At 72.6% G+C, this 21,946-nt stretch carries 16 protein-coding genes; 6 read left to right on the top strand and 10 right to left on the bottom strand.

Features of this window, described 5'->3' with window-relative positions; translation table 11 throughout:
• Positions 1-97: 97 nt before the first annotated feature.
• From ACQPXD_RS50800 to ACQPXD_RS50780, 5 genes are all read right to left on the bottom strand, one after another.
• Positions 98-1,444 (bottom strand): DUF58 domain-containing protein, encoded by a 1,347-nt coding sequence (locus tag ACQPXD_RS50800; RefSeq protein WP_432831496.1) that lies wholly within the window; start codon positions 1,442-1,444, stop codon positions 98-100.
• Positions 1,441-2,439, bottom strand: a complete 999-nt coding sequence (locus ACQPXD_RS50795; protein ID WP_432831494.1) for an AAA family ATPase — start codon at positions 2,437-2,439, stop codon at positions 1,441-1,443. The genes ACQPXD_RS50800 and ACQPXD_RS50795 overlap by 4 nt, the downstream gene beginning before the upstream one ends.
• Positions 2,436-4,181: a DUF4350 domain-containing protein gene (locus ACQPXD_RS50790; RefSeq protein ID WP_432831492.1), complete on the bottom strand. Its 1,746-nt coding sequence runs from the start codon at positions 4,179-4,181 to the stop codon at positions 2,436-2,438. Before ACQPXD_RS50790 ends, ACQPXD_RS50795 begins: the two co-directional genes overlap by 4 nt.
• Before the next feature lie 138 nt (positions 4,182-4,319).
• Positions 4,320-4,889 carry a DUF4129 domain-containing protein gene (locus tag ACQPXD_RS50785; RefSeq protein WP_432831490.1) on the bottom strand — a complete coding sequence of 190 codons (570 nt, stop codon included), beginning with the start codon at positions 4,887-4,889 and terminating at the stop codon, positions 4,320-4,322.
• Positions 4,886-5,740, bottom strand: a complete 855-nt coding sequence (locus ACQPXD_RS50780) for a hypothetical protein (RefSeq protein WP_432831488.1) — start codon at positions 5,738-5,740, stop codon at positions 4,886-4,888. Before ACQPXD_RS50780 ends, ACQPXD_RS50785 begins: the two co-directional genes overlap by 4 nt.
• Positions 5,741-5,880: 140 nt before the next feature.
• Here ACQPXD_RS50780 and mtrA point away from each other — a divergent pair, with 140 nt between their 5' ends.
• From mtrA to hpf, 5 genes are all read left to right on the top strand, one after another.
• Complete coding sequence (mtrA, locus tag ACQPXD_RS50775) at positions 5,881-6,570, top strand: MtrAB system response regulator MtrA (protein WP_190251405.1); 690 nt, start codon at positions 5,881-5,883, stop codon at positions 6,568-6,570.
• 8 nt (positions 6,571-6,578) lie between these two features.
• Positions 6,579-8,246: an MtrAB system histidine kinase MtrB gene (mtrB, locus tag ACQPXD_RS50770; protein ID WP_432831486.1), complete on the top strand. Its 1,668-nt coding sequence runs from the start codon at positions 6,579-6,581 to the stop codon at positions 8,244-8,246.
• Positions 8,243-10,537 carry an LpqB family beta-propeller domain-containing protein gene (locus ACQPXD_RS50765; protein WP_432831484.1) on the top strand — a complete coding sequence of 765 codons (2,295 nt, stop codon included), beginning with the start codon at positions 8,243-8,245 and terminating at the stop codon, positions 10,535-10,537. Before mtrB ends, ACQPXD_RS50765 begins: the two co-directional genes overlap by 4 nt.
• Before the next feature lie 6 nt (positions 10,538-10,543).
• On the top strand, positions 10,544-11,245 hold the full coding sequence (locus tag ACQPXD_RS50760; RefSeq protein ID WP_432831482.1) for a ComF family protein: 702 nt from the start codon (positions 10,544-10,546) through the stop codon (positions 11,243-11,245).
• A 1,185-nt stretch (positions 11,246-12,430) separates the two neighbouring features.
• Positions 12,431-13,087: a ribosome hibernation-promoting factor, HPF/YfiA family gene (hpf, locus tag ACQPXD_RS50755; RefSeq protein ID WP_432831480.1), complete on the top strand. Its 657-nt coding sequence runs from the start codon at positions 12,431-12,433 to the stop codon at positions 13,085-13,087.
• A 57-nt stretch (positions 13,088-13,144) separates the two neighbouring features.
• Here hpf and ACQPXD_RS50750 read toward each other — a convergent pair whose 3' ends face one another.
• From ACQPXD_RS50750 to ACQPXD_RS50740, 3 genes are all read right to left on the bottom strand, one after another.
• Positions 13,145-14,260, bottom strand: coding sequence for a glycerophosphodiester phosphodiesterase (locus ACQPXD_RS50750; RefSeq protein ID WP_432831478.1), 1,116 nt, complete (start codon positions 14,258-14,260; stop codon positions 13,145-13,147).
• Positions 14,261-14,328: 68 nt separating this feature from the next.
• Positions 14,329-15,309, bottom strand: a complete 981-nt coding sequence (locus ACQPXD_RS50745) for a GNAT family N-acetyltransferase (protein WP_432831476.1) — start codon at positions 15,307-15,309, stop codon at positions 14,329-14,331.
• A complete protein-coding gene (locus ACQPXD_RS50740) occupies positions 15,306-16,454 on the bottom strand; it encodes a GNAT family N-acetyltransferase (RefSeq protein ID WP_432831474.1) in 1,149 nt (382 codons plus the stop codon). Before ACQPXD_RS50740 ends, ACQPXD_RS50745 begins: the two co-directional genes overlap by 4 nt.
• A gap of 172 nt (positions 16,455-16,626) precedes the next feature.
• On the opposite strand from ACQPXD_RS50740, the gene secA reads away from it, so the two are divergent.
• The gene (secA, locus tag ACQPXD_RS50735) at positions 16,627-19,551 is read left to right on the top strand and encodes a preprotein translocase subunit SecA (protein WP_432831472.1); all 2,925 of its coding nucleotides are present in this window, start codon (positions 16,627-16,629) and stop codon (positions 19,549-19,551) included.
• A 1,299-nt stretch (positions 19,552-20,850) separates the two neighbouring features.
• On the opposite strand, the gene ACQPXD_RS50730 is transcribed toward secA, so the two are convergent.
• A complete protein-coding gene (locus ACQPXD_RS50730; protein WP_432831470.1) occupies positions 20,851-21,453 on the bottom strand; it encodes an Rv3235 family protein in 603 nt (200 codons plus the stop codon).
• Between the two features lie 176 nt (positions 21,454-21,629).
• A complete protein-coding gene (locus ACQPXD_RS50725) occupies positions 21,630-21,857 on the bottom strand; it encodes a helix-turn-helix domain-containing protein (protein ID WP_432831468.1) in 228 nt (75 codons plus the stop codon).
• Positions 21,858-21,946: the final 89 nt, after the last annotated feature.

Genomic DNA, 21,946 nt, shown 5'->3' with positions numbered 1-21,946 from the left:
CCTGGGGTCACAGGCTAGCCCGGGGTCACAGGCGCCCGGAGAGCTTCAGGCCAGCCCGGGGTCACAGGCGGCCGGAGTGCTTCAGGCAGCCCGGGGGTCACAGGCGGCCGGAGTGCTTCAGGGCCAGATAGTGGTCCGTCAGGCGGGAGGCGAACTCGTCGGCCGGGGCGTCGACCACCTCGACGCCGTGGTGGCGCAGCGCGGCGGCGACCCGGTCGCGCTCGGCCAGGGCGTGCTGGGCCGCGGCGGCGGTGTAGACGTCGGCGGGCGTCGCGTCTGGGCCGACCCGGGCCATCCGGGCCAGCTCCGGGTCGTGCACCGCGGCCACGATCACCTTGTGCCGGGCCGCGAGTTGCGGCAGGACCGGCAGCAGCCCCTCGCCGAGCGCGCCCGGCTCCAGCGCGGTGAACAGCACGACCAGCGCCCGCTTGCGCTCCCGGCGCAGCACCTCCCCGGCGACCAGGCCGAAGTCGGTCTCCACCAGGCTCGGCTCCAGCGGCGCCATGGTGCTGACCAGCCGGAACAGCAGCGTGCGCTTCTCGACGTTGGTGACCGAGGCGCGCACGGCGGTGTCGACGGCGAGCAGGTCGACCCGGTCGTCGGCGCGGGCCGCCACCGAAGCGAGCAGCAGCGCCGCGTCCATCGCCGCGTCGAGGCGCGGCTCGTCGCCGATGCGCGCGGCCGAGGTGCGCCCGGTGTCCAGCACGCACACCAGCCGCCGGTCGCGCTCGGGCCGCCAGGTGCGCACCATGACGTCGGACCGGCGGGCACTGCCGCGCCAGTCGATCGAGCGCACGTCGTCGCCGACGACGTACTCACGCAGCGCGTCGAACTCGGTGCCCTGCCCCCGGCCGCGCGTGACGACCGATCCGTCCAGTACGCGGAGCCTGGCGAGCTTCTCGGGCAGCAGACGACGGGAGTTGAAGCGCGGGTACACCCGCAGGCGCCACGGCGGCGTGAGGCGGTCCGCGGTCGTCTTGCTCGTTTGGCGGTACGTCAACCCGAACGGCCCGAACGACCGCACCATGACCCGCACGGCCGGACGGTCGCCGCGCCGCGTGGGGGTGAGCGTGCTGGTGACGGCCACCGCCCGCCCCGGCTCGATGCGCACGTCGTGCATCGTCGGTGACGCGCCCGCCGACGGCACCCAGGAGTCGCGCACCCGCGCCGCGAGCACCCGGTCGGAGCGGTTGTGCAGCAGCAGCGTGACGCGCCCGGTCTCGCCGAGCCACAGCGCCTGGTCGCCACTGCGGCTGAGCTTGAGCAGCTTCGGCGAAGCGGCGCCGAGGAAGTCCACGACGCAGGCCGCGCCGACGGCGAGCACCAGCAGCCCGGCCGCCCCCCACAGCCAGGCCGCCCCGATGGCGGAGCCCGCGACGGCGCCGACGATCGCCAGCAGCGCCGTGCCGGCGCCGACCAGCGCGGCCGCCCGCCAGGTGATCATCGCGGCGTCGGGACGGTGGCCAGCACCGAGTCGAGCACGGCGTCGGTGGTCACGCCCTCCAGCTCCGCCTCCGCCCGCAGCCGGACCCGGTGCCGCAGCGTCGGACGGGCCAGGGCCTTCACGTCGTCCGGGGTGACATACGTGCGGCCGGTCAGCCACGCCCACGCCTTCGACGCGGCCAGCAGCGCGGTCGCGCCACGCGGCGAGGCGCCCAGCTCCAGCGACGGCGACACCCGGGTCGCGCGGCACAGGTCGACGATGTAGCCGAGCACCCCGTCGGCGACCGAGACCCGCTGGACCGAGGCGCGCCCGGCGGCCAGGTCGGCGGCGGTCGCGACCGGCTGGACGCCGGCGTCGCGCAGCCGCCGCGGGTCGAAGCCGCGGTGGTGCGCGCGCAGCACGCCCAGCTCCTCGTCGCGGGTCGGCAGGGGCACGGTCAGCTTGAGCAGGAACCGGTCGAGCTGGGCCTCCGGCAGCGGATACGTGCCCTCGTACTCGATCGGGTTCTGCGTCGCGGCGACCAGGAACGGCTCGGGCAGCGGCCGCGCCCGGCCCTCGACCGACACCTGCCGCTCCTCCATGACCTCCAGCAGCGAGGCCTGGGTCTTCGGCGGCGTGCGGTTGACTTCGTCGGCGAGCAGCAGGTTGGTGAAGACCGGCCCCTCCCGGAACTGGAACTCCGCGCTGCGGGCGTCGAAGATCAGCGACCCGGTGACGTCGCCGGGCATCAGGTCGGGCGTGAACTGCACCCGCTTGGCGTCGAGGTCGAGCGCCGCCGCGATGGTCCGGATGAGCAGCGTCTTGGCCACGCCCGGCACGCCCTCCAGCAGCACGTGGCCGCGCGCCAGCAGGGCGATGACCATGCCGGTCACGACGGCGTCCTGCCCGACCACGACCTTGGCGACCTCGGCGCGCAGCCGGCCGAGCGCGGCCCGGGCCTGCTCCGCGCCGGCCTCGGGCGAGCCTTCGATCAGCGGGGTGGCGATGTCGGTCACCGTGGCTCTCCTTCGAATGTGCCGCCCGGCGCGTCCGGCGCGACGGGATGTCCGGGTGCGGCTCCATGTTCCGTGGTCGCTTCATGCCGCGTTGGTACGCCTTGTTCCGTTGCTCCGCCGTGCTGGGCCTCTACAGCGGACCCCGTTGCCACGCCGGGCCCGGTTGCCACGCCGGGCTCCGCTGGCACGCTGGGCCTGGTTGCGACGCCGGGCTGGGCTGCGACGCCGGGCTGGGCTGCCACGCCGGGCTGGGCTGCCACGCCGGGCTCCGTTGGCGCGGCGGAATGCGCTGCCACGCTGGGCTCCCTTGTTATGTCCGGCCCGGCTGCCTCGGGGGGCCCGGTTGCCGCGGTGGGCTCCGTTGCGACGGCGTTGACGAGGCGCTCGAGGCGCTCGGCCGCGTCGACCAGCTCGGCGTCCTCGTCGGGCTCGCGGCCGAACAGTGTCTGGCTCACCGCCTCCGGTGGCCAGCCGCTGCGCGCCGCCACCGTCTCCACGAGGACCCCAGGATCGACGCCGGGCTCGAGCCGCAGCAGGCGGGTCAGCCGGGCCAGGGCGGCGTCGCGCAGCACGCGCAGCGTCTCCGGCCGCGCCCGGGCCCGCTGGTAGAGCCGCCCGCGGCCCAGTGCGGTCTCGCTGGAGCGCACCACCACCGGCAGCGGCTCGACCACGGGCGCACCGAGCCGCCGGGCGAGCGCCACCATCAGCAGGACCACGGCGAACACGAGGAGCGCGACCACCGGATACACCCACGGCGGGAACGCCACCCACAGGGGATTGGGCGGATCGGGCTGCGACGCCTGCTCTTGTTGCTGGCTGCCGCTTCCGCCGCCACCGCCCCGGTCGCCGCCGTCGCCCTCGACCGGGAAGTCGGTGTCGCCCGGCTCGCTGGAGCTCCCCGGCCGCAGCGACGGCGGTGCGGCGGGCGCGCCGGCCAGGCCGGGGTCGTCGACCTCCAGTGGCGGAGGCTCGCGGCGGTGCAGGTCGAGCCAGACGAGCTTCGGCGCGCCGGTGAGCAGTCCGGTGACCAGCTTGGCGTTGCCGTACTCGCCGATCCGGTCGTTGCGGAACGGATCCGCCGAGCCGACGACGGTGACGGAGGTGCTGTCGCGCCGGTACACCACCAGCGCGTCGTTGTAGCAGCGCGCGACCTCGCGGCCGAGGTCCGGCTCGAGCGGCCCGTAGCGCGTGCGCACCACCCCGGCCCGCCCGGCCTGCTCCGCGGGCGCGTAATCGCACCCGGGGGCGGCGGTGCGGGCGGCGTAGCCGCGGTCGGTGGCGAGGAACGGCAGCAGCCCGTTGATCGCGGTCCCCAGGTTGGGCTCGACGATGACCACCCGGGTCGAGGCGGGCAACAGCTTGAGCATGCGCAGGTAGAACTTGTGCACCAGCTGCGGCGTCGTGATCAGCAGCGTGGCGTCGCCGGCGTAGGCGTCGAGCAGCGCGTCGGAGCTTTTGTCCCGGCGCACGATGGTGACGCCGGCGTCGCGGACCCGCCCGGCCAGATCCGCGGCGCCGATGGCGGCGCGGCTGTCCGGCGACAGATACGCCGGGTCGGTGAGGTCGGGCTGCTCGGCCTGATAGAGCCAGGTGCCCAGCAGCAGCACCACGAGCACGGCCACCGGCGGCGCGACCAGCCGCAGCCAGCGCCGGCTGCGTCGCTTGCGAGCCGGCCGACCGGCGCCGGGCGCCGGGGGAGCGGCCTGCGCGGGCTGGGCGGTGGTGATCGGGGCGGCGGTCATGGGTTACCTCCGCCGGACGTTTGGGCGCGGCCGGCGTGGGGGCGGGCGACGGTGGTCATCGGCTCACCTCCGCGGCGAGCTCTCGCATGCGGTGGTCGTGTTCGGCGGTGGCGGGGCGTTCGCCGTGCCGGATCGTGGTCATCGGCTTACCTCCGCGGCCAGCTCTCGCATGCGGTGGTCGTGTTCGGCGGTGGCGGGGCGTTCGCCGTACCAGATATCGGAGAAGATGCCCGTCGCGTTGCGCAACGGCGCGTCGACCCGGGGCTGCGCGGCGGCCGCCGCCCGGGCCAGCTCGGTGACCGTCATGCCCGGCTGGTGCTCCAGGATGCGGCGCTCGACCAGGCCCCGCACCATCGAGCGGAGGCGCTCGCGAACCGCCTCGGCATAGCGGCCCTCGGCGGCGAGCCGGTCGGCCAGCGACGCGAACACGTGCGCCGGCAGCTCGGGCACCTCCTCCGCGGTCTCGTCCGGCTCCGGCTCGGGCTCCGCCTCGTCGGGGTCCGGGTCGACGTCGAGCTGCTCGTCGACCTCGCGGCGCTTTCGCTGCCGGCCGAAGCGCAGCCGGGGCAACCGCCGGGGCACCCAGCGCGGGTAGAAGTACCACAGCAGGCCGAAGACGATCGCGGCGACCAGCAGCAGCACCGCCGTGAGCGGCACGCCGACGGCGTCGTCGAGTGCCTGCAGGAACTCGGCCCAGGCCCGGCTCATCGCACCGCCGCCCCAAGGACCACCGAGCTCGCCAGATCGATCGGGCGGCCGAGCCGGCGCAGGCGGCCGATCGCGACGTCGAGGCCTTCCACGCGCATCCGGATCTCCAGGTAGAGCACCGCGTCGATGCAGGCCAGCATCGCATAGGCGACGGTGTTGACCAGCGCCCAGATTCCCGCCATGGCCAGAGCGAAGCCGGTCTCGCCGTTGCGCAGCCAGAACTGCAGCACGGCGGCTCCGCCGAGGCCGAGGGCCAGCCGGATGGCGAACCAGCTCAGGTAGCCGCCCAGCCGGATGCCGACGCCGCGCAGCCCGCGTCCGGAGAGCTTGAACGAGCGGCCGACGGCGCGGAACGGCCCGACCCGGTCCACCACGAGCGCCGGCGCCGCGAGGCCGAGCAGCCCGAAGAACAGCGGCCACGGCAGCATCAGCACGATCGCGGAGAAGAAGAGGATGACGCCGGTCACCGTCGCGAGGACCAGCAGCGGCAGGGTGCGGCGCGCCACCTGGCCCAGCAGCTGCCGGCCGCGGACCGGCCGGCCGAGCAGCCCCGGGCCGGCCGCGGCGCCGGCCAGACCGCCCAGTAACGCCAGGATCGTGCCCTCAAGTGTCAGTCCGAGGCAGAACACCAGCCAGGACGGGCCGAGGTCGTCCCACTGCGGTGCGAAATACGGCTGCGGTATCCGCGCCCACGTGCGCAGCGGGAACAGTAGAGCCTGCTCGCCCACGGCCAGGACCAGCGCCGCGACGAGCAGCACGGGCGCCTGGGCGCGCAGCAGCGACACCGCGGCGTCCAGCAGCTCGCCGAAGGTGAGCGGACGCATCGGGATCACGGCCCTGGTCTCCTCCACGCCGGACACCGTAGTCGGCCCGGGCGAGTTCGACTGTCCTTCCGGCGTCTTCGTCACTTTTGGTAATCCAGCCGACACGGACCGCCAAGATCGGCGGTCGGGTTCCCGCATCCGGCCCCGGAGGTGAAATATTGGACCGCATGAGAGCCCGTGTCCTGGTGGTCGACGACGACCCCGCCCTCGCCGAGATGCTCGGCATCGTCCTGCGCAGCGAGGGCTTCCTGCCCTCCTTCGTGGCCGACGGTGAGCGCGCCCTCGCCGCGTTCCGGGACACCCGCCCCGACATCGTCCTGCTCGACCTCATGCTGCCCGGCATGAGCGGCATCGACGTGTGCCGGTCCATCCGAGCCGAGTCGGGCGTGCCGATCGTGATGCTCACCGCCAAGAGCGACACGGTCGACGTGGTCCTGGGCCTGGAGTCCGGCGCCGACGACTATGTGATGAAGCCGTTCAAGCCCAAGGAGTTAGTCGCCCGCATGCGGGCCCGGCTGCGCCGCGGCGAGGACGTGGCGCCGGAGCTGCTGACCATAGGGCCACCGGGCAACCAGATCACCATCGACGTGCCGGCGCACACCGTCATGCGCGACGGCGACGAGGTCAAGCTGACCCCGCTGGAGTTCGACCTGCTGGTCGCCCTCGCGCGCAAGCCGCGCCAGGTCTTCACCCGCGAGGTGCTGCTCGAGCAGGTGTGGGGCTACCGCCACGCGGCCGACACCCGCCTGGTCAACGTCCACGTGCAGCGGTTACGCGCCAAGATCGAGCCCGACCCGGAGAAGCCGGAGATCATCCTCACGGTTCGCGGCGTCGGCTACAAGGCCGGCACCGGCTAGGCCGACCGATGGTGCGCATCGACCCGATCATCCTGCATGCCCGCCGGCTGCGACTGCGGCGGCTGGTGCCCGTCGCCGTGAGCCGGCGGGGGCGCGTGTTCGTGGCGGCGCTGCGCCGGCAGTGGCGGCGCTCGCTGCAGTTCCGGGTGGTCGGCATCACGCTGCTGCTATCCGCCGCGCTGGTGCTGGCGTTCAGCTACACCGTGGCGTCGCTGATCAGCAACAGCGTGCTGCACAACAAGCTCAACCAGTCCACCACGCTGGCGCACAACGGTGCCTACTACGCGTTGCACGAGCTGGCCGGCTTCACCCAGAACGACGACCCCAGCCTGCCGCCCCGGCTGCGCAACGTGGTGACCCAGCTCTACGCCTCGGCCAGCGACCCGGAGGCCGAGGTCGTCATGGTGCGCCGCAGCGGCAACCTCAACGCCGTGTGGCCGCCCAGCAAGAACCCGTATGTCATGGACGACCCGCAGGTGCGCGGCATGCGGACCCTGGTGGTGGGCGACAAGCCCGGCACCTATCAGCAGATCGCGACGCTGGACATCGGCAACGGCCTGCAGAAGTACCTCGTGACCGGCACCCCGGTGGCCATCGGCACCGAGCCCATCGAGCTGTATTACCTCGTTCCCCTGCACACCGAGGACGAGCTCGTCCAGTTCACCGGCGCCGTCGTCACCGGCACCGGCATCGCCCTCGTCGCGCTGCTCGCCCTGATCGCGGCCATGATGACCCGCCTGGTGGTGACGCCGGTGCGGGTGGCGGCGCGCACCGCGCAGCGGCTCTCGGCCGGCCTGCTCGACCAGCGGATGGTGGTCCGCGGGGAGGACGATCTGGCGCGGCTCGCCGCCGCGTTCAACCAGATGGCCGCCAACCTGCAGCGCCAGATCGTGCGGCTGGAGGAGATGTCGCGCCTGCAGCGGCGGTTCACCTCCGACGTCTCGCACGAGCTGCGCACTCCGCTGACGACCGTGCGGATGGCCGCCGACCTCCTCTTCGCGTCCCGGGACGAGTTCGACCCGGCCGCCGCGCGCAGCGCCGAGCTGCTGCAGGCCGAGCTCGACCGGTTCGAGAGCTTGCTGACCGACCTGTTGGAGATCAGCCGGTTCGACGCCGGGTTCGCCGCGCTCGACGCCGAGCCCACCGACCTGGTGCCGGTGGTGCGCCACGTCGGCGACCAGCTGTCCTCGCTGGCCGAGCGTTGCAAGGTCGAGCTGGAGGTCGTCGTGCCCGACACCGAGGTCATCGCCGAGGTCGACCCGCGCCGGGTGGAGCGCGTGCTGCGTAACCTGGTCGGCAACGCGGTCGAGCACGGCGAGGGCAAGCCGGTGGTCGTCACGCTGGCCGCAGACGCTTCGGCGGTCGCCGTCACGGTCCGCGACCACGGCGTCGGCCTCAAGCCGGGGGAGGAGAAGCTGGTGTTCAACCGGTTCTGGCGCGCGGACCCGTCGCGGGCCCGGCAGACCGGCGGCACCGGCCTCGGCCTCTCGATCAGCCTGGAGGATGCACGCCTGCACGGCGGCTGGCTGGAGGCGTGGGGTGCGCCGGGCAAGGGTGCCCAGTTCCGCCTGACGCTGCCCGCCCGCAGCGGCGACCGGCTGGTCTCCTCGCCCCTGCGCCTGGTCCCCGACGACGCCCGCGCCGACGAGGCCGCACTGATCGGCGAGACGCCATGACCCGACCCGATCGCCTGCCGCGCGGCTCCACACTGCCGCACCCGCGCCGCACCGCGCCGCCGCCTCCAGCAGCCGACACGGCGCCGCCGCCTCTAGCAGCCGATACGGCGCCGCAGTCTTTAGCGGCCGACTCGGTTTCGCCGTGCGCGGACCGCGCCGCGCCGCCGCCCCCGGCGGCCAACTCCACGCCGCCGAGCGTGGGCGGCGCCGCGCCGCGGTCCCTAGCGGCCAACTGCGCGCCGCCGTGTGCGGACGGCGCCGCGCCGCTGTCCCTGGCGGCCAACCGCACGCCGCCGCGCGTGGGCCGGGCCGGGCCGCCGGGCCCGGGCAGTGGCAAGCCTGCGGGGCTGCGCCGGGCCACGTCCGGGATGGTTCCCGCGGACCTGCGCCCTGCTTTGTGGCGGCGCGGTCGGAGGCCGGGGCGTGGGGCGGTCGCCGGCGTGGTGGCCGCGCTCGGCGCGCTGCTCCTGCTCGGGGCGTGCGCGCTGCCATCGCACACCGATCCCAAATACGCGGGGCCGGCGCAGAGTGCCGCCGCCGCGCCGGGTGGGGTGACGCCGCCGAAGCCGTCGGACGCGGACTCGCCGCAGGCGCTGGTCGACCTGTTCCTCAAGTCGTCGGTCGGCGCCAATCTGGGCACCGAGGGCGCCGCGCCCGACGCGGGCAACGAGACTCTCGACCGCATGCGGCAGTTCATGACCGACGCGATGCGCAAGCGGTGGGTGCCCGGCAAGGACCTGACCATCGTGCGCGATCCGGTCATCTACCCCAGGCTGGTCGGGTCCGGGCGGTACGAGGCCGATGTCACGCTGCACCCGATCGGCCAGCTGACCGCGAACGGCGAAGTCATCCACCCGGTGCTCGACGACATCCCGGTCAACATCCAGGTGGCGACGATCGACACCCAGCTGCGGCTGGACTCGTTCGAGCCCAAGGACCCGAAGGACGCCCAGCTGCTGCTCAGCGAGAGCGGGCTCCGCGCGCTCTACGACCAGCGGCCGGTCTACTTCTGGGAGTCCGGCCTGGACGATCCACGGCTGGTGCCGGACCTGCGGTACATGCCGCGGACGCTCTCCCCGGCCAAGCAGGTCAGCGAGGTGCTCCGCTGGCTCAAGGTGGGTCCGACGCAATGGCTGCGCAGCGTCGCCGATATCTGGCCGCAGGAGTTCGACGTCAAGGACAATCCGGTCATCGAGGACAGCGACGTCAAGGTCAACCTCAGCGGCAAGGCCGCCAGCCGCAGCCCGGACGACCTCAACCGGCTGGCTCGGCAAATCCGCTGGTCGCTGCCGGGGCATCCGTTGGTCCGGCTGATGATCGAGAATCAGCACAACGACGCCGACTCGACCTCGTACGAGCCGTACAACGTCGCGGGTGACCTCGCCTCCGCGAGCCAGGACAAGTTCGTCGTCTCCGCCGGCGCTGCCCGGACGGTGGCCATCCCGCCCGCCGGCGAGCAGCCGTTGTTCGTGCCGAGCCCGAACAACCAGAACGTCGTCTCGGCGGCGATCAACCGGCAGCTCAACCGTGCGGCCCTGGTGCGTCAGACCGGCACGGGGACCAAGATCGAGCAGCGCCTCTTCGTCAGCTCGCCCGACCTGCCGATCGCCAACCCGCCGGTGTACCTCGACACGGGCGTCGTCGGCCAGCACCTGAGCCGGCCCGAGTGGATCAACTATCCGGTGCAGCGGCTGCTGATCTCCGACGGTTCCAAGCTGTACGTATCGAGCGACGACAAGTCGGTAAAGCTGGAGTCTCTGATACCGGTCGCCAATTTGCCGGCCGGCCCGATCACCGCCTTCGCCGTCGCGCCGGACGGGCACCGCATCGCGCTCATCGTCGGCGGCACCCTGCTGGTCGCCACACTGCAGTTGGACAACGGCAAGCTGAGCATCGGCGGACTGCCCCAGCAGATCACCACGTCGCTCGGTAGCACCCAGGCGGTCGGCTGGCTCACCGAGACGACGCTCGTGGTCGGCGGCAAGCCCAGCCCGGCCCCGCCCACCGGAGTGTTCGCCTACTCGCTGGTCGCGATCACCGTGGACGGCGCGATCGAGGAGGTCCTGCCGACGGGCGAGCGCGCCGCGCCGTCGCAGCTGGATGTGACGTCGCTGGCGGTGCGCACCAACCCGCCGTCCGCCACCGTGCCGTCGTACACGATCATGATCGAGTCCAACGGGGTGGCGCAGAACGTGTACCACGACGACATCGGTCCGGTGAAGCTCAGTCCGCCACCCGCACCGGGAGCCGCCGAGCCGCTGCCGCCGACCGCTCCGTTTTTCTCGGACTGATCCGCCGTGTTCACCGAGTTCGTCGACGGCCTGGTCGACCTGGTGCTGCCCGCCACCTGCGCGGGGTGCGCGGAGCCGGCCGCCCGCGCGCTGTGCGCCCGCTGCCGCGCCGCGCTGGCCTCGGCGCGGCCGCAGCCCACCCGGCCCGATCCGGAGCCGCCGGGGCTGCCGCCGACGTTCGCCCTGGCGGCATACGCGGGGGCGCTGCGACGGGCGATCGTGCAATACAAGGAGGAGAACCGGCACGAGCTGACCGGCGCGCTCGGTGGCCTGCTTGCTCGGGTCGTCGCCCGATCATGCTCCAACCGGGGGCCGGCAGGGGTCGTGCTGGTGCCCATCCCCGGCACCGCGGCCGCCGCCCGGCGCCGGCACGGCGACCACATGCTCCGGCTGGCCAGGTCCGCCGCCCGGGCCTGCCCCGGGGCGGTCGTCGCCCGGCCGCTGCGGGCCCTGCCACGCCCCGGCGACTCGGCGGAGCTGACGGCCGTGGAGCGTGCCGCGGCCGCCCGTCATGCTTTTTCGGTACGCCGGAATCGCGCCGCCGCCCTCCGCTCCCACCTGCACCGCACGGGCGCGACGGTGGTGCTCGTCGACGACATCGTCACGACCGGCGTCACCCTGGCGGCCGCGGCTCAGCGGCTGGCCTCGGCCGGCATCCCCGTGGACCGCACCGCCGTCCTGGCCGCCACCCAGCGCCGCCGCGGTTGACCCGGCAGCATCTCCGTGGCCGACCCGGCGCGGTGGGGCGGTGGGGCGGCGCGGCGCAGTGGCGCGGCGCGGCGATGGGGCGGCGCGGCGGTGGGGCGCGGGGTGGCGCGGGGCGGTGGGGCGCGGGGCGGTGGGGTGGTGCGGTGCGGTGGTGCGGTGGGGCGGTGGGGCGGTGCGGTGGGGCGGTGGGGCGGTGCGGCGCGGTGGGGCGGTGGGGCGGTGGGGCGGCGCGGTGGGGCGGCGCGGACGGTGCGGGTGTCGCACCCGCCGGGCACAACTTCCGATTTCCGCGGCCGGGTCGGCGACCGGAAGTCTCCGTGATCATGATGTCAGCGCCGGCCGCACCGCGGGTTTGCCATGATCACGGAGACTTTTGGTACACGGGGGTACATCAGCGCTCCGTGATCATGAAAAACCGTTGGTGTCGGTGCTGGTTGCGCATGATCGCGGAGACTCATGGTCGCTGCGCCGAGCCGTGTCCGATGGGTGGGACGTGATCGCCGACCGTGCCCAGCCTGGGACGCGCAGGTCGGGCACCACGTGGCCGCGGGCAGGCATCGCGGCCGGCGGCCGATCCGAGGTGGCCCATCGCCGGGGCGCCATCCGACCTAACCGTGGCTGCGCGGCCGTCGCTGTGCCACAGGTCTCGCCGTGGCTGCACGGCCGTGGCAGTGCCACGGGTCTCGGTGGCTGCGCCACGGGGGCTCGGCGCCGTTGGCCGGGTGGGCTGGCGTGGTGGACCTCGGCTGGCGTCGCCTGGGGCGTCGGAGCGTTGGCGTTGGCGTTGGCGTCGGCGAAGCCTGCGGCGTAATCCCCCCGGTGGGTGAGGGTACTACGCAAGGTCAGCGGTACAACACGATTTATGCCCCATTTGCACCCAAAGTAACGTGCCGCACAGCGTGGGGTAATCCATCGGGAGGGTTTCGGTGAATGAAGTGACCGTTCTTCTGAACGAGGGGTGACTAGCGGCTGTCCTCGGTTTAACGTCGAGAGACGACCAATGCTCGCCGCGGCGGCGCTTCCCGGGTGAACCGCGGTGGGACGGCCGCGAAGGGAGGACCTGACACCCGCTGTTTCGGTCGCGTGCCGCGTGGGCTGAGCCTCTGGGGAGGCGCGTTTCCGGCCGAGTCTCGAAACCGAAACCCGAACCCGTTTTCTTCGAAGAACCCGTGGGGGAGGTCAGGAGTGGACATCGTCGTCAAGGGCCGCAACGTCGAGGTGCCCGACCATTACCGGCAGCACGTCGCTGACAAGCTGCAGAAGGTCGAGCGATACGACCACAAGCTCATCCGCGTCGACGTCGAGCTGTTTCACGAGCGCAATCCGCGCCAATCCGATCACTGTCAGCGTGTCGAGATCACGTGCTACTCGCGTGGTCCGGTGATCCGGGCGGAGGCCTGCGCCGCCGACTTCTACAGCGCCTTGGACTGCGCGATCAGCAAACTGGACAGCCGGCTCAGCCGGGCCGCCGATCGCAGACGGGTCCATCGGGGCCGGCACGCGCCGGTCTCCGTCGCCGCGGCGACCGCGTCACTCGCATTCACACCGCCCGAGCGGTATACCGCCACCGCCCTTGCCACCAGGGCCGAACTCGCCCCGGTCGAGACCGCACCGACGGACAGTGCCGGGTTCGACCTGATCGAGGAGACCGACGACCAGCCCTGGCACATCGTGCGCGAGAAGGAGCACCCCGGCGACCCGATGACCGTGGACGACGCGCTGTTCAACATGGAACTGCTCGGCCACGACTTCTACCTGTTCAACGACAAGGAGTCCGGTCGTCCGAGCGTGGTCTACCGCCGCCGGGCGTACGACTACGGCGTGATGAGCCTAGGCATGTGACGAACCGCGGCAGGCGGGCCCGGTGCCAGGGCCCGCCCGCCGCGAGACATGAGTCGATCAGCGGCCCGAGAGGTACAGGTCCCGGGCGAGGACCGCTGTGTCCGCGTAGTCGGCGAAGAGCCCGTCCAGGCCGGCCGTCAGGAAGGTCTGGACCTCGCCGATGATGTCGCCCCACGCGGTGGGGTCGGTGCTGCTGCGCAGGTTCAGCGGCAGGAACTGGTTCTCGTTGCGGAAGGTCCACGAGTGGACCTTCAGCCCGCGGACGTGCGCGTCGTGGATGAGCGCCGTCGGCTGGAGGAGGTTGCCGGCCGCGTCCCGGGCGATGACCAGGTTCTTGGTGGCGCCGACGCCGTCGGTGAACGCCTTGAGGTAGTCCAGGCCGGCCGGCTTGGCCAGGTCGGCCCAGGTGCGCGCGTCGCCGCTGACCTTGAAGTCGAACGGCTGGCCGACCTCGTCCAGCAGGACGACCGACGGGGTGTCGACCAGACCGCGCAGCTTCTTGATGCTGGTCGGCTCGAACGACTGCAGGAACGCGGCGGCGTTGCGCCCGGCCAGGCCGTTGCGCTTGAGCACCCGGGCGACGAGGGGTTCGAGCTCCAGGCCGATCGAGCGGAAGTACGTCGGGTGCTTGGTCTCCGGGTACACCCCGATCGTGCGGCCGACGAGCCTGCCCTGCTCGCGGGCGAGGTCGATGACCTCCTGGAAGGTCGGGATCTGGAACAGCCCGTTGTAGATGGTGTTGTGCGGCCGCACGGCGGGCAGCCGCTCCACCGCGCGGAGCGTCTTGAGCTCCGCCAGCGTGAAGTCCTCGGTGAACCAGCCCGTCACGGCGTTGCCGTCGACCGTCTTGGTGGCCTTGCGGGAGGCGAACTCGGGCCGGGCGGAGACGTCCGTGGTAGCGCCGATCTCGTTCTCGTGGCGGGCGACGAGCTGGCCGTCCTTGGTCGACACCAGGTCGGGCTCGATGAAGTCGGCGCCGAGCTCGATGGCGAGGGTGTACGAGCCCAGGGTGTGCTCGGGCCGGTGGCCGCTGGCGCCGCGGTGACCGATCACCAGCGGACGGGCCGGGCGGTGCTGCTCGCGGTCGGTCTCGTGGGCTGTGGAGTGGGCACTGGCAGCGGCGGGGCTGACGAGGGCTGCGGGCAGGACGGCCGCGCCGGCGGCCGCGCTCATGCCGGAAATCACTGCACGACGACGCATGGGCCCTACGTAAGAGGGCCGAGCGCAACGTCACGTGACGCTCAGGTGGCCGCCGGGCGCAGTTTGGCGAACGCAACGTTGTCGATGCGCGTGCCGTCCGGGCCGGGCAGACGCTGCGGCTGGACGACCTCTCGCGTGTATCCGGCCGCCTCCAGGACGCGCTGGGAGGCGATGTTGTCGGTGGCGGTACCGGCGGTCATCCGGTTCATGCCGATCTCGAAACCCCAGCCGGTGACCAGCCGGGCGGCCCGCGCCGCATAGCCCTGCCCGCGCGCTTCCGGGGTGAGGCTGTATCCGATCATGGCCTCGCGCAGGGCCGGCTCGAAGTAGTAGAGCGCGATCTCGCCGAGGTAGCCGTCGTCGTCCGCCCGCCGGATGGTCATCTCGGCCCGCTGCCCGGCCAGCCACTTCGCCATCGACTCGGCACACTGCCGGGCGACGACGGCGGGGTCCGGGGGCGTGCTCACCACGGAGCGGCCGCGCACTTCCGGCAGGTTCCGCATGTGGTACGTCACGAGCCCGTCATCCTCGCGGATCGGCCGGAGGGCCACGACGCCGTCGGTGAGCCGGCCGTCCGGCAGGTCCGGCAGCACCCGGGGGCTGGGCCCGGGCGGGTCGCCGGCCAGCCGGGCCCAGACGGCCGTGTCCTGGCGGCTGCCGTCCGCGGCCGGCGCGCCGCCGCGCGAGACGCCCTCGCGGACGAACCCGGCCGAGATCGCCGCCCGCTGGCTCGCCTCGTTGGCGAGCGCCGTCTCGACGTACAACCGCTGAAATCGCTCTTGCAACAGCTCGGCGCTGAACAGCTCCAGCGCGGTGGTGGCGACCCGCCGCCGGCGCCATTGCGGCGAGACCCAGTAGGCGAGTTCGCCGATGCCCGGCCGGCGGGGCATGCACTTGATCACGCCGAGCGCGGCGCCGGTCTCGTCGTCCTCGATGGTCCGTGCGGTGTCGCCCGGCGCGAAGGTCGCCTCGACCTCCGCCTCGGCGTCGCCCTCCCGCCAGGGGCGCAGGGCGACCCTCACCGCAGATCGCCGGGCAGCAGGGTGGCGCTCCAGCCGTCGAGCCGCTCGCCGCGCTGAACGCAGCTGTCGCGCTGCACGCCCTCCACCACGAACCCCACCTTCTCGGCCACCCGGCGCGACGCGGCGTTGCCCACGTGCGCCCGCCACACGATACGGCCCAGGGCCAGCCGCTCGAACCCGTAGACGCAGGCGGCCCGGACCGCCTCGGTCGTGTACCCCTTGCCGCGCGCCCACGGCGCCGCGGAGTACCCCACCTCCGCCGTGACCGGATCCAGGGGGCTGATCCGCAGGTCGACGGTGCCGGCGAAGCGGTCGTCGCCGTCGGCGAACGCGAACCCGGCGCCGGTGCCGCGCGCCCACATGGCCGGGAACGCGCCGCGGATGAAGTCCAGGCCCTGCGCCGGCTGGTAGGCCATGGGGATGGAGGTCCACTGCACGGTGGCCGGGTCGCGGAACGTGGTCACCAGGTCCTCGAGGTCGCTCTCGCGCAGGGCGCGCAGCGTGCACGGGCCGGCCGGCAGGCGCGCCGGTGGATGGCCGAACGCCTGCGCGCGGACGGCGCCCGGCCCGCCCGGCGCCACCCAGGCTGGCGGCGTGTCGCACACCTCGCCGGGCAGCATGACGCCGTGCCAGCAGTCGGCGAACCCGCCGGACTTGGCCGGCAGGCCGGCGCGGATGACTCCGTCGAAGGTGAAGCCGATCCGCTCGGCGGACAGCCGGGAGGAGTGGTTGCCGACCTCCGCCCGCCAGATCAGCCGGCGCAGGCGCAGCACCTCGAACGCCCAGTGCGCCACCGCCCGGCCGGCCCGCTCGGCGACCCGCCGGCCCCGGGCCCAGGGCGCCACCCAGGTGCCCAGCTCCCCGTTGCGACCCGGCAGGTCGAGTGCGACCAGGCCGGACGAGGCGAGCAGTTCACCCGAGCGGGCGTCGAAGACCCCCAGCGGCGCCGCCGTCTGCGCCGCCCACGCCGCACGGGTCAGCGCGCCGGTGAAGTCCTCGGCGTGTTCGCGCAGGTAGGGGACGGGGACCATGGTCCAGCGCTGGATCAGCGGGTCCTGGCACGCGCGGAACACGTCCTCGGCGTCGTCGGGCTGCCAGGCGCGCAGGACGAGACCGTCGCCGGTGGCAAGTTCGATCGGCTCCATGAACGCCGATCCTGCCGTATAGGTCCGCGTCTGGAGACGGATATTTCTGCGGTACGCCGGGTGAAATGTCCAACTTTCGCACTCGATGTCCGTAGAGTAGGCAGGCAGGGGCGGCGGGTCGGCGGAAAAGCCGCCTACGATGGGTCGCAGACGTTTGAGGGAGCGCTGACCCGTGTCGATTTTCGAGAAGATCCTCCGCGCCGGCGAGGGCCGGATGCTACGCAAGTTGAAGGCCGTCGCCGACGCCGTCAACTCGCTGGAGGACGAGTATGCCGACCTGACCGACGAAGAGCTCGCCGGCATGACCGAGCAGTTCAAGGAGCGCATCGCCGACGGTCAGACGCTGGACGACATCCTGCCGGAGGCCTTCGCCGTGGCCCGTGAGGCCGCCTCGCGGGTGCTCGGGCAGCGCCACTACGACGTGCAGGTCATGGGCGGCGCGGCCCTGCACTACGGCAACATCGCCGAGATGAAGACCGGTGAGGGCAAGACGCTCACCTGCGTGCTCCCGGCATACCTCAACGCGCTGTCCGGCAAGGGCGTGCACGTGGTCACGACCAACGACTACCTCGCGCAGCGCGACGCCGAGTGGATGGGGCGGGTGCACCGCTTCCTCGGCCTCACCGTCGGCACCGTGCTGCCCAACCAGCCCTCCAGCGCACACCGGGCCGCCTACGACTGCGACATCACCTACGGCACCAACAACGAGTTCGGCTTCGACTACCTGCGCGACAACATGGCCTGGTCGAAGGACGAGCTGGTGCAGCGCGGCCACAACTTCGCCATCGTCGACGAGGTGGACTCGATCCTCATCGACGAGGCCCGCACCCCGCTGATCATCGCCGGCCCGGCCGAGCAGTCCGCGCGGTGGTATCAGGAGTTCGCCCGCGTGGTGAACCGCCTCAAGCGGGGCAAGGAGGGCGAGGCCGACTACGACGTCGACGAGTCCAAGCGCACCATCTCGGTCACCGAGCGCGGCGTGTCCAAGGTCGAGGACCAGCTCGGCATCGAGAACCTCTACGAGTCGGTGAACACCCCGCTGGTCGGCTACCTCAACAACGCGATCAAGGCCAAGGAGCTCTACAAGCGCGACAAGGACTACGTCGTCAACGACGGCGAGGTCCTCATCGTCGACGAGTTCACCGGCCGCATCCTGCACGGCCGGCGGTACAACGAAGGCATGCACCAGGCCATCGAGGCCAAAGAGGGCGTGGAGATCAAGCAGGAGAACCAGACCCTCGCCTCGATCACGCTGCAGAACTTCTTCCGGCTCTACACGAAGCTCTCCGGCATGACCGGAACGGCACAGACCGAGGCCGCCGAGTTCAACAAGGTGTACGACGTCGGCGTCGTCTCCATCCCGACCCACCGGGACATGATCCGGATCGACCACCCGGACGTGATCTACAAGACCGAGAAGGCGAAGTACAACGCCGTCGTCGACGACATCGTCGAGCGCCACGCCCTCGGCCAGCCGATCCTGGTCGGCACGGTCTCCGTCGAGAAGTCGGAGCTGCTCTCCCAGCTGCTGCGCAAGCGCGGGGTCGCGCACGCGGTGCTCAACGCGAAGTTCCACGCCAAGGAGGCGGAGATCATCGCGCAGGCCGGGCGCAAGGGCTCGGTGACGGTCGCCACCAACATGGCCGGCCGCGGCACCGACATCCTGCTCGGCGGCAACGCCGAATACCTGGCCAACGCCGAGCTGCGCCAGCGCGGGATCACCGAGGAGGAGAGCCCGGAGGAGTACGAGACGGCCTTCGCCGACCTCCTGCCGCGCTTCGAGAAGCTCGTCGACGAGGAGTCCGACGAGGTCACCGACGCCGGCGGCCTCTACGTGCTGGGCACCGAGCGGCACGAGTCGCGCCGCATCGACAACCAGCTGCGCGGCCGCTCCGGCCGGCAGGGCGACCCGGGCGAGTCCCGCTTCTACCTGTCGCTGCAGGACGAGCTGATGCGCCGCTTCCGGGCCAGCGCGGTCGAGGCGGTCATGGACCGCTTCAACATCCCCGAGGACGTGCCGATCGAGTCGAAGATGGTCACGCGCCAGATCAAGAGCGCGCAGACCCAGATCGAGGCGCAGAACGCGGAGATCCGCAAGAACGTCCTGAAGTACGACGAGGTCCTGAACAAGCAGCGCAAGGTCATCTACGCCGAGCGCAAGCGCGTGCTGGACGGCGAGGACCTCAGCGAGCAGGTCCGCAACATGGTCGACGACGTCGTCGGCGCCTACGTCGTCGGCGCCACCTCGCTCGGCGAGACCGCCGAGGACTGGGACCTCGAGCAGCTGTGGAACAACCTCAAGCAGCTCTACCCGGTCGGCGTCACGATCGAGGACCTGGAGGAGGAGGCCGGCGGCCAGCTCGACCCCGAGTTCCTGCGCGTCCAGCTCATCGAGGACGCCCACGCCGCCTACGACCGCCGCGAGGAGGAGCTGGGCGCCGAGGCCGTCCGCGAGCTCGAGCGCCAGGTCCTGCTCAACGTCATCGACCGCAAGTGGCGCGAGCACCTCTACGAGATGGACTACCTGCAGGAGGGCATCACCCTGCGGGCCTATGCCCAGCGCGACCCGGTGGTGGAGTACCAGCGCGAGGGCTTCGACATGTTCCAGCAGATGCAGGAGGGCATCAAGGAGGAAGCGATCGGCTTCCTGTTCAACCTCGAGGTCCAGGTCGAGGAGGCCGCCGCGGCCTCGGAGGCCGACGACGAGGTCGACAGCGACGCCCCCTCCATCCCGCTCCCCGAGCAGCCTCAGGTCGAGATCCGCGCCAAGGGCCTCGGCGGCAACCGCGTGCCCCGCGCCCTGCAGTATTCCGCCCCCACCATCGACGGCGCCGCCGGCGAGACGGGCGTGGTGATCGAGCAGGAGCAGGCCCCGGCCCTGGGCCTGGGCCCCAACGCCGGCAATGGCGCCAAGCCCGGCCAGCGCCCTTCCCCCAACGCCCGCCGCTCAGGCCCGTCGGCGCCCGACTCGGCCGCCCGCAAGCCTTCCCCCGGCCAGGCGGTCGCCAGCAACGGCCCGTCCCGCAACGCTCCGTGCCCGTGCGGCTCCGGCAAGAAGTACAAGCGCTGCCACGGCGCCCCCGGCGGCCCGGCCTGACCCACCCACCAACTCCCGAGGGGCGCCGCTCATTCACCGAGCGGCGCCCCTCGCCCTTCCCATCCCGGACCGACCGCGGGCCTGCGCACCACAGCAAGGCCCGCCGCGGTCGGCGCGGGGCCGGAAAGGGCGAGTGCCGGGCGTCGCCCACCTGATCGGGGCTGGGCTCGGTCGATGCGGATGGTCACGTCCGCTTGCGTGGTGTATGAGGCCAGCGCCTGATCGTCTGGCTGAGGCCAGGCGTCCGGCCGCGGGCGCCCCAGGCTGGGCGTCGATGGCCACCGGTGGGCCACGGCGGGTCGTCGGCGCCGTCCCCGGGCGGCGGGGCGGACGTATGTCTCCGTGATCATGATGCTCGCGGTGGCCGCACACCGGGTTTTTCATGATCCCGGAGACTTGTGGTACACGGGGGTACATCAGCGCTCCGTGATCATGAAAAACCGTTGGTGTCGGTGCCGGGTTCGGCATGATCGCGGAGAGTTCCGGTCGCTGCGCCGTGCCGCGCGGCGTGTAGTGCCCGGCGTGTGGGACGTGATCGCCGATCGTGCCCGCCCAGGGAATTGGGACGCGCAGGCCAGGCACCGCTGGCCGCCGGTGGACATTGCGCCAGCTGGACGGACGGCGCTGCCGGGCCGGACGCGGACGGACCTGGACCCGGACCTGGACCTGGACCCGGACCTGGACCTGGACCCGGACCTGGACCTGGACCCGAGCGGGACCCGAGCGGGACGCAGGTGCCCGGCTGGCGGGTCATGGGTGGGCGGCCGCCGCGAGGGTGCGACGGCGGCGTTCCGGCCGGGAGGGGTGGCGGTCGGCCGAGGTGGGTGGGCGGCCGCCGCGGGGGAGTGCGACGGCCGCGTTCCCGCCAGGAGGATGGCGTGGCTTGTGGGGCGGCCGCCGCGTCCGGGCCCAATCGGAGCGCGGCGGCCGCCGGTTTGTGGGTGGGTGGTGCCCAGTGCGCCCGCTGCTTCGATGGCGACCGGGCGCACCGGGGGTCAACGCATGGTGGGCGGCGGCGACCGTGGCCGGGCGAGCGCAGGGCGTGCGGTGTGGCGGTGGTTGGTCGGAGTGGTGGGCGGCGGCCACCGCGCCCGGCACGTTAGGTGCGGTGGCCGCCGTCGGAGGGGCGTCCCCGCCCACCTCAATCGGGGACGCCGCGCCTCCGGGGTCGCCGTGCGTGCCGTCCCTCCCCGGCACGAACGGCGGAGGTATTCGAGTGGCTGGGCCGGGTCCGCGGGCCGTCCCGCCCCGTGATCGGGGCGGCCCGCGGGCGGCGGTTGGGTCGGGCGGGTCGGTGGGCTACAGGACCTGGACCACCGTGCACATCCAGCCGAGGACGCCGGCGCCGGGGCGGTCTGTGCGCTCCAGGCGGATCGCCATGGCCCAGGTGGCTTCGCCGTGTTCGAGGACGACGGCGGCCTCGGCTACGCCGTCGAGGGGCTCGGACAGCAGGAGGCGGCGGGCGCGGACCAGGTGGCCGTGGCGGGCGGCCTGGCCGGGGGTCATGCGGACGCGGACGGTGCGGCGCAGGAGTTGGTCGCTGATGTCGGTGAAGCGCTGCGGGTGCGTCATCGGGCGGAGCTGGCTGGGTGGGCGGTAGCCGTTGAGGATCTCCACACACATGCTCACGAATCGCTGGGCCGCGGCGTATGCGTTGGAGCGGGGGCCCGGCAGCGGCGGGGCCGGGCGCGGGCGGCGCGGGCTTCGTGGACGGGGCGGGGGCGGTGGCGTGCCCGGCCAGTCGAATGGGAGCGGGTCCATGTCGAGCGCCGGCTCGGGGGGCGGGTCGGCGGGCGGGTCGAGGGGTGGTGGCAGGCGCAGGACCACGGCGGGGCCGGGCGATGTCAGGCGGATCCGGTTGCGGGTGCTGCGGCGTGGGCGGTGCTCGATGCTGATGGTCATTGGATTGCCCCCGTTGCTTGCGTTTGCTTTCGATTGCTTGTGAGGGAGAGGTTAGGCCGGGGGTCCCCTGGGGAGTCAAGGGTGGTGGGGTGGCTTACGGGGGTCTATGTCTGGTTCGGGACATAGGTGCTTTTGGGCGGGGAGCGAGCCGGGCCGAAACCGGGTAAAGCGGGCGGCTACTCGAAGTCGCGGTCGACCAGCGGGTTGCTGCGCACCCACTCCGCCGTTTCGGCGTACTTGTGCTCGATGTACTCCTCGAGCTTGCTGCGCTCGATGCGCCACTGGCCGCGTCCGCCGACCTTGATCGCGGGCAGTTCGCCGCTGCGCACCATGTGGTAGACCTGCGAGACCGAGACATTCAGCTGCTCGGCGACGTCGCTCATGAGCAGGAAGCGCGGCTCCATCGCTTCAGTTTGCCATCGTTCGCTTCCTACTGCCTCGGGGAAGCTTCCCGCCGGGCCGAAGGACGGAGCGTGGGCGGTGGGTGGAAGAC

The organism is Dactylosporangium sp. CA-092794 (assembly GCF_050948465.1).
In the GTDB taxonomy this organism is placed as follows: domain Bacteria; phylum Actinomycetota; class Actinomycetes; order Mycobacteriales; family Micromonosporaceae; genus Dactylosporangium.
This window is presented reverse-complemented; position numbering and strand designations above follow the sequence as displayed.

Coding starts and splice junctions, on each gene's coding strand:
- ACQPXD_RS50790 (WP_432831492.1), bottom strand. CDS start 4,181: ATGACCGCCGCCCCGATCACCACCGCCCAGCCCGCGCAGGCCGCTCCC.
- ACQPXD_RS50765 (WP_432831484.1), top strand. CDS start 8,243: ATGACCCGACCCGATCGCCTGCCGCGCGGCTCCACACTGCCGCACCCG.
- ACQPXD_RS50730 (WP_432831470.1), bottom strand. CDS start 21,453: ATGACCATCAGCATCGAGCACCGCCCACGCCGCAGCACCCGCAACCGG.
- ACQPXD_RS50785 (WP_432831490.1), bottom strand. CDS start 4,889: ATGAGCCGGGCCTGGGCCGAGTTCCTGCAGGCACTCGACGACGCCGTC.
- ACQPXD_RS50740 (WP_432831474.1), bottom strand. CDS start 16,454: ATGGAGCCGATCGAACTTGCCACCGGCGACGGTCTCGTCCTGCGCGCC.
- mtrA (WP_190251405.1), top strand. CDS start 5,881: ATGAGAGCCCGTGTCCTGGTGGTCGACGACGACCCCGCCCTCGCCGAG.
- ACQPXD_RS50800 (WP_432831496.1), bottom strand. CDS start 1,444: ATGATCACCTGGCGGGCGGCCGCGCTGGTCGGCGCCGGCACGGCGCTG.
- ACQPXD_RS50750 (WP_432831478.1), bottom strand. CDS start 14,260: ATGAGCGCGGCCGCCGGCGCGGCCGTCCTGCCCGCAGCCCTCGTCAGC.
- mtrB (WP_432831486.1), top strand. CDS start 6,579: ATGGTGCGCATCGACCCGATCATCCTGCATGCCCGCCGGCTGCGACTG.
- ACQPXD_RS50725 (WP_432831468.1), bottom strand. CDS start 21,857: ATGGAGCCGCGCTTCCTGCTCATGAGCGACGTCGCCGAGCAGCTGAAT.